The organism is Thiococcus pfennigii, from assembly GCF_016583835.1.
In the GTDB taxonomy this organism is placed as follows: domain Bacteria; phylum Pseudomonadota; class Gammaproteobacteria; order Chromatiales; family Chromatiaceae; genus Thiococcus; species Thiococcus pfennigii.
On sequence record NZ_NRRW01000015.1, the window covers coordinates 67,787 to 81,189 of the forward strand.

The 13,403-nt window shown below is 69.7% G+C and carries 14 protein-coding genes and 1 pseudogene; 11 read left to right on the forward strand and 4 right to left on the reverse strand.

The window, feature by feature from the left end; genetic code table 11:
* Nucleotides 1-21: 21 nt before the first annotated feature.
* From rsxC to CKO41_RS07445, 4 genes are read left to right on the forward strand one after another with little or no spacing between them, the layout of a single operon-like run.
* Nucleotides 22-1,776, forward strand: coding sequence for an electron transport complex subunit RsxC (gene rsxC / locus CKO41_RS07430; RefSeq protein WP_200381699.1), 1,755 nt, complete (start codon nucleotides 22-24; stop codon nucleotides 1,774-1,776).
* A gap of 9 nt (nucleotides 1,777-1,785) precedes the next feature.
* Entirely contained in the window at nucleotides 1,786-2,826 is a 1,041-nt protein-coding gene (gene rsxD / locus CKO41_RS07435; RefSeq protein WP_200381700.1) for an electron transport complex subunit RsxD, read from the forward strand.
* Nucleotides 2,823-3,536, forward strand: a complete 714-nt coding sequence (rsxG, locus tag CKO41_RS07440; RefSeq protein ID WP_200381701.1) for an electron transport complex subunit RsxG — start codon at nucleotides 2,823-2,825, stop codon at nucleotides 3,534-3,536. The genes rsxD and rsxG overlap by 4 nt, the downstream gene beginning before the upstream one ends.
* On the forward strand, nucleotides 3,536-4,243 hold the full coding sequence (locus CKO41_RS07445) for an electron transport complex subunit E (RefSeq protein ID WP_200249688.1): 708 nt from the start codon (nucleotides 3,536-3,538) through the stop codon (nucleotides 4,241-4,243). The genes rsxG and CKO41_RS07445 overlap by 1 nt, the downstream gene beginning before the upstream one ends.
* A gap of 227 nt (nucleotides 4,244-4,470) precedes the next feature.
* On the opposite strand, the gene CKO41_RS18905 is transcribed toward CKO41_RS07445, so the two are convergent.
* The 4 genes from CKO41_RS18905 to CKO41_RS07465 all read right to left on the reverse strand — a co-directional run bounded on the left by CKO41_RS18905 (nucleotide 4,471) and on the right by CKO41_RS07465 (nucleotide 7,158).
* Nucleotides 4,471-5,028, reverse strand: coding sequence for an FmdB family zinc ribbon protein (locus CKO41_RS18905; protein ID WP_200249686.1), 558 nt, complete (start codon nucleotides 5,026-5,028; stop codon nucleotides 4,471-4,473).
* A 214-nt stretch (nucleotides 5,029-5,242) separates the two neighbouring features.
* On the reverse strand, nucleotides 5,243-6,094 hold the full coding sequence (locus CKO41_RS07455; RefSeq protein ID WP_200249684.1) for a peptidylprolyl isomerase: 852 nt from the start codon (nucleotides 6,092-6,094) through the stop codon (nucleotides 5,243-5,245).
* 91 nt (nucleotides 6,095-6,185) lie between these two features.
* Nucleotides 6,186-6,488 carry a YciI family protein gene (locus CKO41_RS07460; RefSeq protein ID WP_200249682.1) on the reverse strand — a complete coding sequence of 101 codons (303 nt, stop codon included), beginning with the start codon at nucleotides 6,486-6,488 and terminating at the stop codon, nucleotides 6,186-6,188.
* Nucleotide 6,489: 1 nt separating this feature from the next.
* Nucleotides 6,490-7,158, reverse strand: coding sequence for an inner membrane-spanning protein YciB (locus CKO41_RS07465; RefSeq protein ID WP_200249680.1), 669 nt, complete (start codon nucleotides 7,156-7,158; stop codon nucleotides 6,490-6,492).
* 603 nt (nucleotides 7,159-7,761) lie between these two features.
* Here CKO41_RS07465 and CKO41_RS07470 point away from each other — a divergent pair.
* The 7 genes and pseudogenes from CKO41_RS07470 to CKO41_RS07500 all read left to right on the forward strand — a co-directional run.
* Entirely contained in the window at nucleotides 7,762-8,628 is an 867-nt protein-coding gene (locus CKO41_RS07470; RefSeq protein ID WP_200249679.1) for a PHP domain-containing protein, read from the forward strand.
* Nucleotides 8,629-8,645: 17 nt separating this feature from the next.
* Nucleotides 8,646-9,269, forward strand: coding sequence for an L-threonylcarbamoyladenylate synthase (locus tag CKO41_RS07475; protein WP_200249699.1), 624 nt, complete (start codon nucleotides 8,646-8,648; stop codon nucleotides 9,267-9,269).
* 24 nt (nucleotides 9,270-9,293) lie between these two features.
* Nucleotides 9,294-9,983 (forward strand): site-2 protease family protein, encoded by a 690-nt coding sequence (locus CKO41_RS07480; protein WP_200249678.1) that lies wholly within the window; start codon nucleotides 9,294-9,296, stop codon nucleotides 9,981-9,983.
* Between the two features lie 21 nt (nucleotides 9,984-10,004).
* Nucleotides 10,005-11,222: a tryptophan--tRNA ligase gene (locus CKO41_RS07485; RefSeq protein ID WP_200381702.1), complete on the forward strand. Its 1,218-nt coding sequence runs from the start codon at nucleotides 10,005-10,007 to the stop codon at nucleotides 11,220-11,222.
* Between the two features lie 20 nt (nucleotides 11,223-11,242).
* Nucleotides 11,243-12,049: a segregation and condensation protein A gene (locus CKO41_RS07490; protein ID WP_338113710.1), complete on the forward strand. Its 807-nt coding sequence runs from the start codon at nucleotides 11,243-11,245 to the stop codon at nucleotides 12,047-12,049.
* On the forward strand, nucleotides 12,046-12,651 hold the full coding sequence (gene scpB / locus CKO41_RS07495) for an SMC-Scp complex subunit ScpB (RefSeq protein ID WP_200249676.1): 606 nt from the start codon (nucleotides 12,046-12,048) through the stop codon (nucleotides 12,649-12,651). Before CKO41_RS07490 ends, scpB begins: the two co-directional genes overlap by 4 nt.
* Before the next feature lie 293 nt (nucleotides 12,652-12,944).
* A pseudogene (locus CKO41_RS07500) lies at nucleotides 12,945-13,247 on the forward strand (Rpn family recombination-promoting nuclease/putative transposase); the annotation flags it as partial.
* Nucleotides 13,248-13,403 lie beyond the last annotated feature (156 nt).

The following is a 13,403-nucleotide window of genomic DNA, read 5'->3' on the forward strand; positions in this document are numbered from 1 at the left end:
AAGGCGGAGATCTCAATCCCGATGAGCCCGGTCTCTCTTCTTCATTACCGACGGCCCCGGCGCCGCCTGTGGCGCTTCAATGGCGGCATCCACGTGCCCGACGAGAAGGCCCTCTCGAATGGGCGGACGATCGCCGAGGCGCCGCTGCCGCGCCACCTGATCCTGCCGTTGCAGCAGCACATCGGCGCGATCGCCCGCCCCTGCGTCGCCGTCGGCGAGCGGGTCCTGCGCGGGCAGGTGATCGCCGAGCCGAGCGGTTATGTCAGCGCCCCGATCCACGCGAGCAGCTCCGGAACCGTGGTCGCGATCGAAGAGCGCCCGGTGCCGCACCCCTCGGGGCTCGCCGGGCCCTGCATCGTCATCGAGACGGACGGCGAGGACGCCGAGGTCGCGCCGCTGCCGTCGCTGATCGACTACCGTCACATCGATCGGGCCAAGGTCCTCGAGCGCATCCGCGCCTGCGGCATCGTCGGCCTGGGCGGGGCCTCGTTCCCGACGGGCGTCAAGCTCAACCCGGGGCCGGACCACCCGATCGAGACCCTGATCATCAACGCCGCCGAGTGCGAGCCCTATATCACCTGCGACGATCTCCTGATGCGCACCCGCGCCGAGACCGTCATCGAGGGCGTGCGCATCATCCAACACCTGCTCGGTGCCAAGGAGTGCCTCATCGGCGTCGAGGACAACAAGCCCGAGGCGATCGCGGCGCTGCGAGCGGCGCTGGCCGACAGCGACCTCACGGCGACCGAGGTGGTGGCCATCCCGACCCTCTACCCGAGCGGCGGCGAGCGCCAGCTGATCCGCATCCTGACCGGCAAGGAGGTGCCGACCAGCGGCATCCCGGCGCTGATCGGCGTGGTCTGCCAGAACGTCAGTACGACCGCGGCGGTCGCCGACGCGGTCCTCGATGGCCGGCCGCTGACCTCGCGGCTCGTGACCGTCACCGGCCGGGCGATCGCCGAGCCGCGCAACTGCGAGGTGCGCATCGGCACCCCGGCAGCCGACCTGATCGCCCACTGCGGCGGCTACGCCGGCGAGGTGCGCAAGCTCGTCTGCGGCGGCCCGATGATGGGCTTCAAGCTCGAGAGCGATCAGGTCCCGATCACCAAGGGGACCAACTGCCTGCTGGCCCTGACCCCGGCCGAGGCGCCGGACCCGGGGCCGGCGCTCGCCTGCATCCGCTGTGGGCGCTGCGCCGAGGTCTGCCCGACCAACCTGCTGCCGCAGCAGATGTATTGGCACGCCCGCGCCAAGGACCTCGATAAGGTCCAGGACTACAACCTGTTCGACTGCATCGAGTGCGGCTGCTGCGCCCACGTCTGTCCGTCCCACATCCCGCTCGTGCAGTACTACCGCTTCGCCAAGGCGGCGAGCTGGGCGCGCGAGAAGGAGAAACGCCAGGCCGAGCATGCGCGGCTGCGCCACGCGGCCAAGCAGGAGCGGCTGGAACGCGAGCAGCGCGAGAAGCAGGCGAAGCTGCGCGAGAAGGCGGCCGCCGTGAAGGGCGACGGCGCGGGCGGTGGCGACGCGGCAGCCAAGCAGGCGGCGATCGCCGCGGCCAGGGCGCGCGCCGCGGCGAAGCAGGCGGCCTCGCGGGCGCCGGACGCCCCCCGTTCGGCCCAGGACGCTGCCCAGCATTCGGCCCAGCATTCGGCCCAGGATGCGGCCCAAGGCCGACCGCCGGACTCGCCCCCCGACTGCGCGCCGACGCCGCCGCGCGAGGCGGCCACCAAGGCGGGGGCCGGGGCGGCCGCGCACACCGTCACCGAGGACTGAGGACCCAAGATGTCCGCCACCATCATCTCTTCCCCGCACGGCGCGCGCGCGAACCGCGTCGACCTCATCATGCTCCAGGTCCTGCTGGCCCTGGTGCCGGGGGTCGCGGCCATGACCTGGCTGTTCGGTTGGGGCGTGCTGATCAACGTCGCGCTGGCGAGCCTCGTGGCGGTCGCCGCCGAGGCCGCGGTCCTGAAGTTGCGCGGGCGCGCCGCCGGGCCGGCGATCCGCGACCTGAGCGCCTTCGTCACGGCCGTGCTGTTCGCGATCGCGGTGCCGCCGACCCTGCCCTGGTGGTTGACGGTGCTCGGCGTCCTGTTCGCGATCGTCATCGTCAAGCAGCTCTACGGCGGCCTCGGCTACAACCCGTTCAATCCGGCGATGGCCGGCTATGTCTTCTTGCTGATCTCCTACCCGGTGGCGATGACCTCGTGGTTGCCGCCGCAGATGCTGGCCGAACATGCCCTGGGCCTCGTCGACTCGGCGCGGCTGATCTTCGTCGGTGCCCCGCCGGTCGGGCTGCCCTGGGACGCGGTGACCATGGCCACGCCGCTCGATGCGATGCGCCAGGCCCTCGACGAGGGCCAGACGATCGCCGAGATCCGCCAGAGCCCGCTCTGGGGCGAGGTCGGCGGCCGCGGCTGGGAGTGGGTCGCCTTCTGGTTCTTCGTCGGCGGGCTCGCACTCTTGTGGCGGCGCATCATCACCTGGCACATCCCGGTCGCGATGCTCGCCGGGCTGCTCGTGATGGCCGGGCTCTTCTGGTGGGTCGACCCGCAGACGCACCCCTCGCCGGCGTTCCACCTGCTGAGCGGTGGGGCCGTGCTCGGGGCCTTCTTCATCGCGACCGACCCGGTGACGGCCTGCACGACGCGCCGCGGCCAGCTCATCTTCGGCGCGGCGATCGGCGCGCTGGTCTTCGTGATCCGCACCTGGGGCGGGTACCCGGATGCCATCGCCTTCGCCGTCTTGCTGATGAATATCGCGGCCCCCACGATCGAGCAGCTGACCCAGCCGCGGGTCTTCGGTCACGGCAGGAGCAACGGATGAAAAAGACGCTGAATCTGGTCCTGATCGCCGCCTTCGTCCTCGGTGCCTTCGCCGTCGTCGGGGTCGGCCTGGTCGCCTTCACGCAGGCGATGACGGCCGAGCGCATTGCCGCCAACGAGCGTGCGGCCTTGATGGGCAAGCTCGAGGCGGTGGTGCCCGGGGTCAGCATCGAGAACGATCCGCTCGCCGACGTCGTCGTCGTCAGCGATCCGGCCCTGCTCGGCGGGGAGACGACCGAGGTCTACCGCGTGCGCAGCGGCGGCGAGGTGGTTGCCCTGATCCTGGATCCGATGGTCCCCGACGGCTATGCCGGGCCGATCAAGCTGCTGGTCGCGGTCCGCTCCGACGGCACCCTGGGCGGCGTGCGCGTCCTCTCCCACCATGAGACGCCGGGCCTCGGCGACAAGATCGAGGAGCGCAAGTCCGACTGGGTGCTGAGCTTCGACGGCAAGTCCCTGGAGGACCCGCCACCCGAGCAGTGGGAGGTCGAACGCGACGGCGGGGTCTTCGATCAGTTCACCGGGGCGACGATCACGCCGCGCTCGATCGTGCGGGCGGTCAAGCGCACGCTCGTCTTCGTCGAGGAGAAGGGCGCCGACCTCTATGCCGATCCGGCGACCGAGCCTGCCGCCGAGCCCGCCTCGGCGGCGGTGCCCGCGACCCAGGCAGGCCGCGACCCGGCCACCGTCAGCGCCGAGGATGCGTCCTGATGTCCGCCCCCAAGCCTTACCGCCAACTGTTCCGCGACGGGCTCTGGGCCAACAACCAGGCCCTCGTGGCCCTGCTCGGCCTCTGCCCGCTGCTCGCGGTGACGACGACGGCGACCAATGGCCTCGGGATGGGGCTTGCGACCATGGCCGTGCTGGTCCTCTCCAACGCCACCATCTCGCTGATCCGCAACCTGGTGCGCCCCGAGGTTCGCCTGCCGGTCTTCGTCCTCGTCATCGCCTCGTTCGTCACCATCGTCGAGCTGACGATGAAGGCCTACTTCTTCGAGCTCTACAACGTCCTCGGGCTCTTCATCCCGCTGATCGTGACCAACTGCCTGATCATCGGGCGGGCCGAGGCCTTCGCGTCGAAGCACCGCCTGGACCAGGCCGTCGTCGACGGCCTGGCGATGGGGGTGGGTTTCATGCTGGTCCTGACCTTCCTTGGTGGGCTGCGCGAGCTGGCCGGGCAGGGGACCCTCTTCTACCAGGCCGACCTGATGTTCGGCGAGGCCGCCAGGGCCCTGAGCCTGAGCGTCGGCCCCGACTTCCAGGGCGCCCTGATCGCGATCCTGCCGCCTGGGGCCTTCATCTTCCTCGGCCTGCTGATCGCGCTGAAGAACCTCCTCGACAAGCGCGCCAAGCGGCGCCAACTGGAGCGCGCCGCGAAAACGTCCGCCCCCGTGGACCCCGCGGTCGCCGCTGGCTGAGGAGCTGTGCAGAAAAAACCGATACAAGTACGCGGAAGACAAGAAACTACGAAATGCGCGAAAGTCGCGAAAAAACGGCAGATTCTCCCGCGTATATTCAGCCTTTTCGCGTGTTTCGACCGTGTTTCGTAGTTTAAGGAAGATGCGCCCGTTGTTTTTGAATCATCACTGAGGTCCGCCCCGGCACGATCCGAGCCCAGGCGACGTGCGGAGCCCCGCGATGCCCATCAACCCCCCTCGCTGCGCCCCGGCGCCAGCGGGTACCAGTGGTCGTCGCGCGCCGGCGGCAGCAGTTCGCGGCGCAGTGCCGCGAGCGAGGGCAGGGCGCCGCCCGCGCGGCCGGGTGCCCCGCCCGCCGCGGCGAAGGGGTCCTCCTGCTCGAGCACGTCGCCGAGTTCGGCCTCGATCTGCTCGGGGTCTTCGCCGGCCTCCATCCGTCGCAACGCCTCCGCCATCCCGTCGCCGATGCGCAGGCCGGTCGTGTCGAACAGCCGCTTCATCAGCCGGGCGGCCGCCTTCGGGTCGTCCTCGTCGATCCCCTCCAGTTCGCCGGACATCGCGGCGAGGGCCTGCATCATCCGCTCCTCGTCCATCCCCGGGGGCAGGTCCGGGCCGCCGTCCTCGGCCTCGGCACGACCCTTCGAGATCGCGAAGAGCGAGGCGCGCCGACCGAGGGCGGGCCGGGCGCAGCGCGGGCAGTCCGGGCGGGTCTCGGTGTCGACGCGGCGTGAGAAGAAGCTGAAGATGGTGTGGCAGTCGGGGCAATAGAACTCGTAGACGGGCATCGGTCCGTATCCTGCTAATAGGGGTCAGAGTCAGAAACGAACGTCGGAATTCGGTCGTTGGTGTCGGGCTGGGCCGCGAGTGCCGGCGTCTGGCGATTGGGGCGACACGGCGCGTCGGTTGTCGCCAACGAAACGACCGTCGGGGCGCCACTCGGGCGCCGCAGGGCGGAGCCTGCGGTCGGGCATCCGTCCTGCGGTCCCTTCGCCCGTCGGCCTAGTCTTCGTCCTTGAGCTTGACGATATCGGTGTTGAGGGTGACGACCGAGTCCTTGCGCAGGTCGGTGATCCCCTCGCGCAGTCGCTCGCGCTGCAGCGTGGCGATCAGTTGCGGCTTGGCCTGCTCGAACGTCGGCGGTTCGGCCTTGCGGGTCTCCTCGAGCAGGATCACGTGCCAGCCGAACTGGGTATGCACGGGCTTGGTGTTGTAGCGGCCGGGTTTGAGCCCTTTGACGGCGTCGGCGAACGGTTTGACCATCTGGTCGGCGCTGAACCAATCGAGGTCGCCGCCGTTCTTGCCGGTCGGGCCGAGGGAATGCTGCTGCGCCAGTTCAGCGAACTTGGCCCCCTTGTCGAGCTGGCCGATCAGCCGCTTCGCCTCGGCCTCGTCGGCGACCAGGATGTGGCGCGCCTTGTACTCGGTGCGCTCGGCGCCGGTGACGAACCTGTCGTAGGCCTTCTTGAGCTCGGCGTCACTCGGTGGTTCGTCCTCCAGCATCGCCCGCTGGGCGGCGGCCGAGAGGATCTTCATCGTCTGGAGCTGGATCGTGCCGCGCACGTCGTCGCGCGCGTCGAGGCCCTGCCGCTTCCCCGCCTGGGCGACGATGACCAGATTGATGAATTCGTTGAAGACCTGCTCCTGGAACTCCTGGGTGTTCTCGGCCCGTTCCTCCTGCATCCGCTCGAAATAGAAGATCTGGAAGGTCTCTAGCGGGATCGCTTCGCCGTTGATCGTCGCGATGACCGCGTCGTCGCCCGAGCCGTCATCGGCGGCCAGGACGGGGGCCGCCTGCATGGCAATTGCGAGGCACAGGCCGCCGGCGAGGGCGGCGAGACGGAAACTCTTCATCGATGGGCTCCTTGGGGGTGGATGTTGGATTCGGTTGTTGCCGCCGGCCGGCCCGCCCGGCAGCGGCGCTCTGGGGCCGGGCTTGGGCGGGTCAAGCCGGCAGGACCTTCAGGAAGGGTTTGACGACGACCTCCGCGTAGACCCCCGCGGCCCGATACGGATCGGCGGCCGCCCAGGCCTGGGCGGCCGCGAGGTCGCTGAACTCGGCGACGACGAGCGAGCCGCTGAACCCCGCCGGGCCAGGGTCCGGGCTGTCGATGGCCGGGTGCGGGCCGGCGATGAGCAGGCGTCCCTCCTCCTGCAGGCGGCGCAGCCGCTCCAGGTGCGCCGGGCGCGCCTCCAGCCGCGCGGCGAGGCTCTCCGGGTGGTCGCGGGCGATGATCGCGTAGTACACGTCAATTGGCCTCCATGGGCTGTGGTGCCGGTTCCTCGATGTGGCGGGCGAGATAGAAGGACTGGGCGATCACGAAGAGGATCGTCAGCCCCAGCATGCCGAACAGCTTGAAGTTGACCCAGAGTTGCTCCCGGCCGTAGGCGTTCTCGCAGAGCGTGAGGACGGCGCCGCCGAACTGCGCCGCGCACTGGGCGAGGTCGATGTCGGTCTGGCCGGCGGCGGCGATCAGGGCCGCCTCGGCGGTGAAGAAGCCGTTGGCGAAGGCCAGATTCACGACCCCGGCGAGCATGAAGAAGCCGACCCAGAGGAGGTTCAGCCGTCGCCAGACGGGGGCCGGGACCCTGACCGTTTGGCCCATCAGGCGTTCGATCAGCGTGCGCTCGCCGATGAAGTGGCTGCCGAGGAAGGCCGCCGCGAACAGCCAGTTGACGATCGACGGCTTCCACATGATGAAGGTGCGGTCATGTAAAAGGAGAGTCAGGCCCCCAAATACGACCAGCAGGGCCAGGGTCACCAGCGGCATCGTCTCGACGCGACGACGTCGCAGCCAGACGCCGCCGACCTGGATCGCCGAGGCGAGGATCGCGACCGCCGTCGCGACATAGATGTCGAAGAGCTGATAGGCGACGAAGAACAGGAGGATCGGAAAGAAATCGCTGAGGAGCTTCATCCTGGAGACCCGCTAGCTGTGCGCGCGAGGAGACAAGGGCGGACCGGCATCGAGCGAGACCGTCGCGTCGCGACCGGTGGGTGCCCATTGACGTCGATCGCGCGCCCGGCTGTCAACTCCTGGCGCGCGTGGTAACCCGACAGCGGCCTCGGCGGGCACCGCATCGCCGGCCGTCGGGTTACGCCCCGAGGGGCTAACCCGACCTACGGCCCCGGCGATATCGGCACGGCCCGTAGGTCGGGTTAGGCGCGCCAGCACGGCGGTCGCCGAGAAGGACCAGCCCAGCGCGCGCCGTAACCCGACATGGGCCTCTGCCGGGCGCCGCATCGCCGGCCGTCGGGTTACGCCCTGAGGGGCTAACCCGACCTACGGTCCCGGCGAAGACCGGCACGGCCCGTAGGTCGGGTTAGGCGCGCTGGCACGGCGGTCGCCGAGAAGGAACAGGCCCGCGCGCGCCGTAACCCGACATGGGCCTCTGCCGGGTGCCGCGTTGCCGGCCGTTGCGGCCCGGCAGGCGGCGTTGCGCCGAAGCCCGCATGACGAGCACGCCGAGGGGGCCGTTTCGCGCGACGCCCGGCGCGATGAAGAGGGTAGAATACGTCCATGCCTCAGACCCCAGACCTCCACAGTCACTCGACAGCGTCCGACGGGACGCTTCCCCCCGAACAACTCGTCGCCCGCGCGGCCGCGGCCGGCGTCGAGGTGCTGGCCCTCACCGATCACGACACGACCGCCGGCCTGGCCGCGGCCGAGCGCGCCGCGGCGCCCCTCGGCCTGACGCTGGTCCCCGGCGTCGAGGTTTCGGTCACGTGGGGTGGGCGCACGATCCACGTCGTCGGCCTGCACATCGATCGTCATTGCCCGGTGCTCGACGCCGGGCTCGCGCGCCAGCTCGCCTACCGCGACTGGCGTGCCCGCGAGATCGGCCGGCGCCTCGCCGCGCACGGCATCCCCGACGCCTACGATGGTGCCCGGGCGCTCGCCCACGGCCAACTCGTCGGGCGCACCCACTTCGCCCGCCTCATCGTCGGCCTGGGCCGCGCGCGCAGCGTCGCCGAGGTCTTCAAGCGCTTCCTGGTGCGCGGCAGGCCCGGCCATGTGGCCAGCGAGTGGGCCTCGCTCGAGGAGGCCGTCGGCTGGATCCGCGCCGCCGGTGGCCAGGCGGTGATCGCCCATCCGGGGCGCTATGGGCTCACGCGCACCAAGATGCTGAACCTGATCGGCACCTTTCGCGAGCTGGGCGGGGCCGGCATCGAGGTCATCTCCGGCAGCCACAGCCGCGACGAGGCCTTCGTCTTCGCCCGCTACGCCCGCGAGGAGCGGCTCCTGGCCTCGGCGGGTTCCGACTATCATGGCCCCGAGGACCCCTGGGTCGAGCTCGGCCGGCTGCCGGCATTGCCGTCCGGCTGTACGCCGATCTGGCGGGATTGGCACCAGGCACCGGCGCCGCGCGCCGCCTGCGGTGCATGAGCGGCAACGAGGACGACATGGCCCAGTACTTCGAGGTCCACCCGGACAACCCGCAGCCGCGCCTCGTGCGCCGCGCCGTCGAGATCCTGCTCGAGGGGGGCGTCATCGTCTACCCGACCGACTCCTCCTATGCGCTCGGTTGCCAGATCGGCGAGAAGTCGGCGATGGAGCGCATCCGTCGCATCCGCCGGCTCGACGACAAGCACAACTTCACGCTCGTCTGCCGCGACCTCTCCGAGATCACGACCTACGCGAAGATCGACAACCAGGCCTTCCGGCTGCTGAAGAACCTCACACCGGGCCCCTACACCGTGATCTACCAGGCGACGAAGCAGGTGCCGCGCCGCCTCTTGCATCCGAAGCGCAAGACCATCGGCATTCGGGTGCCGGAGAACGCGATCTGCCGGGCGCTGCTCGAGGCCCTCGATCAGCCGATCCTGAGCACGACCCTGATCCTGCCCGGCGCCGACCGTCCACTGACCGACCCCGAGGAGATGCGCGAGGAACTCGGGCACTGCGTCGATCTCATCATCGACGGCGGCTTCTGCGGCCTGGAGCCGACGACGGTCGTCGACATGACGCAGGAGACGCCGGTGCTGCTGCGGGTCGGCAAGGGCGATCCGCGCCTGTTCGAGGAATAGGGCCAGGACCCGTATAATCCGGGCATGGAGTCCATCAACGCCATCCAACTCGCCGCCGTCCTGGTCATCCCGGTCCTCTTCGCGATCACGGCCCACGAGGCCGCGCACGGCTGGGTCGCGAGCCGGCTGGGCGACCCGACGGCCCGCCAACTCGGGCGCGTCACCTTCAACCCCTTCAAGCACGTCGATCCGATCGGCACCCTGGCGGTGCCGGTGGCGACCTTCTTCCTGGGCGGCTTCCTGTTCGGCTGGGCCAAACCCGTGCCGGTCGACTGGCGCAACCTGCGCGACCCGCGCCGCGACATGGCCCTGGTCGCGCTCGCCGGCCCCGGGGCGAATCTCGTCATGGCCCTCTTCTGGGGCCTGATGGTCCAGCTCGGCCTGGCCCTCGGCGCGGCCGTCCCGTGGCTCGCCGCGCCGCTGCTGCTGATGGGCGCCGCCGGCGTGCTGATCAACGTCCTGCTGATGGTGCTCAACCTGTTCCCGCTGCCGCCGCTCGACGGCGGCCGGGTGCTCACGGCCCTGCTGCCGCCGCGCTGGGCAATGGCGTTCGCGCGGCTCGAGCCCTACGGCCTCATCCTGCTGCTCGCCCTGCTCGTGTTCGGCGTGCTCGGCGGCCTGCTCTGGCCGGTGATGCACGGCCTGATCGAGCTGCTCCCGGGCGGCCCCGCGGCGCTCGCGATCGTCGCCGGCCTGTTGCAGCAGACGCCCTAATCTTCAAGAGGAAAGCGATCCTTGGCCCCCGTCACCGCTCAGAATGCCCGTGTCCTCTCCGGCATGCGACCGACCGGTCGCCTGCACCTCGGCCACTATCACGGGGTGTTGAAGAACTGGCTCGAACTCCAGCACGAGTACGAGTGCTTCTTCTTCGTCGCCGACTGGCATGCCCTCACGACCGAGTACGAAGACCCGTCGCGGATCCCGGCGAGCATCGAGGAGATGATCATCGACTGGCTCGCCGCCGGCATCAATCCCGGGGCCGCGACCCTGTTCATCCAGTCGCGGGTGCCCGAGCACGCCGAGCTGCACCTGCTGCTGTCGATGATCACCCCCCTCGGGTGGTTGGAGCGGGTGCCGACCTACAAGGACCAGCAGGAGCGGCTCAAGGAGAAGGATCTGGCGACCTACGGCTTCCTCGGCTACCCGTTGCTGCAGAGCGCCGATATCCTGATCTACAAGGCCGGCCTGGTGCCGGTCGGCGAGGACCAGGTGGCCCACGTCGAGCTGACCCGCGAGGTCGCACGGCGCTTCAACCACATCTACGGGCGCGAGCCGGACTTCGAGGAGAAGGCCGAGCAGGCCAAGCGCAAGATGGGCAAGAAGAACGCCCAGCTCTTCGATCGGCTGCGTCGCAGCTACCGGGAGCAGGGCGACCAGGAGGCCCTCGGGGTCGCCCGCGCGCTGCTCGAGACCCAGGCCAACATCACCCTCGGCGACCGCGAGCGCCTGTTCGGCTATCTCGAGGGCGGCGGGCGGGTCATCTTGCCGGAGCCGGCGCCGCTCTTGACCGCGGCCTCGAAGATGCCCGGGCTCGACGGGCAGAAGATGTCGAAGTCCTACAACAACACGATCTCGCTGCGCGACGAGCCGGCGGCGGTGGAGAAGGCCCTGCGCACGATGCCGACCGACCCGCAGCGGGTGCGCCGCAGCGACCCGGGCGAGCCGGAGAAGTGTCCGGTCTGGTCGCTGCACCAGGTCTACTCGGACGAATCGGTGCGCACCTGGGTGCAAGAAGGCTGCCGTAGCGCCGGGATCGGCTGTCTGGAGTGCAAGCAGCCGGTCATCGATGCGGTCCTCGCCGAGCTTGTGCCGATCCAGCAGCGTGCCCAGGAGTACGCCCAGCAGCCAGAGCTGGTGCGCACCCTCATCAACGAAGGCTGCGAACGCGCCCGGGCCGTGGCGCGCGAGACGATGGACGAGGTGCGCCGCGCGATGTCGCTGGTGGGCTCCTGACCGCGCTCCCCGCCGGCACCGTGACCGCCGAGCCGGACCTCTCCGAGGCCCCGTGCGCGCTGGTCCGGGGCGCGCCGCTCTTCAAGCTCCCCGAGGACCTCTACATCCCGCCGGATGCCTTGGAGGTCTTCCTCGAGGCCTTCGAGGGGCCGCTCGACCTGTTGCTCTACCTGATCAAGCGGCAGAACCTCGACATCCTCGACATCCCGATCGCGGCCATCACCGACCAATACATGGAGTACGTGGAGCTGATGAAGCAGGCGCGCCTGGAGCTCGCCGCCGAATACCTGGTGATGGCCGCGATGCTCGCCGAGATCAAGTCACGGATGCTGCTGCCGCGCCCGGGGGGGGAGTGCGACGAGGACGCGGATCCGCGTGCCGACCTGATTCGGCGTCTGCAGGAGTACGAGCGCTTCAAGCAGGCGGCCGAAGACCTCGATGCCCTGCCCAGGCTGGAGCGCGACCTCTTCGCCGTGGCCGTGTCGATCCCGCCGGGCTACATCCAGCGGCTCCCGCCCGATGTCGATCTGCGCGAGCTGCTCGCGGCGATGCACGGCGTGCTTGCGCGGGCGGAGCACTTCACGAGCCACCAGGTCGCGCGCGAGGCGCTGTCGGTGCGCGAGCGGATGTCGCGCCTGCTCGATCGGCTGGCCGATGGCGCGTTCGTCCCCTTCGTGTCGCTCGTCGAGCTCGGCGAGGGGCGCGCCGGGGTCGTCGTCACCTTCCTCGCGCTCCTGGAGCTCATCAAGGCGGCGAGCCTGGAGCTGGTGCAGGCCGAGCCCTTCGCGCCGATCCACGTGCGCCGCCGTGCGTACGAGGCCGCATGAGCCGGCCGCCGCTTGTCCAGATCGTCGAGGCCGCCCTGCTGGCCGCCGGCGAGCCGCTGGCCCTCGATCGGCTGCTGGCGCTCTTCGGCGACGATGAGCGCCCGACGCGCGAGGCGTTGCGCGAGGCCCTCACGGCGCTGGAGATGGACTGCCGGGGGCGGGGCATCGAACTCGTCGAGGTCGCCGGCGGCTATCGCCTCCAGGTGCGCCGCGAGGTCGCCCCCTGGGTGGCGCGGCTATGGGAAGAGAAGCCGGCGCGCTACTCCCGCGCCCTGCTCGAGACCCTCGCCCTGATCGCCTACCGTCAACCCATCACCCGTGGCGAGATCGAGGAGATCCGCGGCGTCGTCGTCAGCACCAACATCGTGCGCACGCTGCTGGAGCGGGAATGGATCCGCGTCGTCGGCCACCGCGACGTCCCCGGCCGGCCGGCCCTCTTCGCGACCACCCGCCGATTCCTCGACTACTTCGGCCTGCGCTCCCTCAACGACCTGCCGCCGTTGGCCGAGCTGCGCGCCGACGCCTTCTTCGACACCGTCGCCGTCGACGAAGCGCCCGCGACCCCGCCCCCTCGCACGGCGCCGCGGCCCGTCGGCCCGTAGGTCGGGTTAGCCCCGCAGGGCGTAACCCGACAGCCGGCAACGCGGCTCCGAGGCCCCTGTCGGGTTACGGCGCGCGCAATCGATTGTTTTAACGGGACCGCCGTGCCGGCGCACCTAACGACGGGTCGTGCCGATATCGCCGGGGCCGTAGGTCGGGTTAGCCCCGCGGGGCGTAACCCGACGGCCGGCAACGCGGCTCCGAGGCCCCTGTCGGGTTACGGCGCGCGCAATCCTTTCTTTTGCCCCAACCGCCGTGCCAGCGCGCCTAACCCGACCTCGGGCTCGAGCACAAGAGCCAGCCCGACCATTGGGTGTTGCTCCAGCTCTTGCGTTACATCGTCGCCAGCGGGGAGCTCTACCGCGACCAGCATCCCAAGGCCAAGACCCTGCCGCCCATCTACCCGCTTGTGCTCTATCACGGCGAGGCGCACTGGCGGGCGCCCGCGTGTTTCCACGACCTGATCGACCCGCTGCCCGAGGCCCTCGCGCCCTATGTGCCGCAGTTCAGCTACGCCCTGCATGACATCTCGGCCAGGAGCAGCACTGAGATCAAGGGCGAAGTCTTATCCCGACTGAAGTTTCTCATTTCCGCATAGCGAGATCATAATATAAGCAAACACTAATGAACGCGCATATTAGTGAAAGCTTATTGACGAATGCCATGCGGCGGCAATGACAAAAAGGGTGTGACAAGCGCGGGCAAATCGGCGAATAAACAAGCAGTTAAAGGTGAATACGGGCTCGCTTCGGCG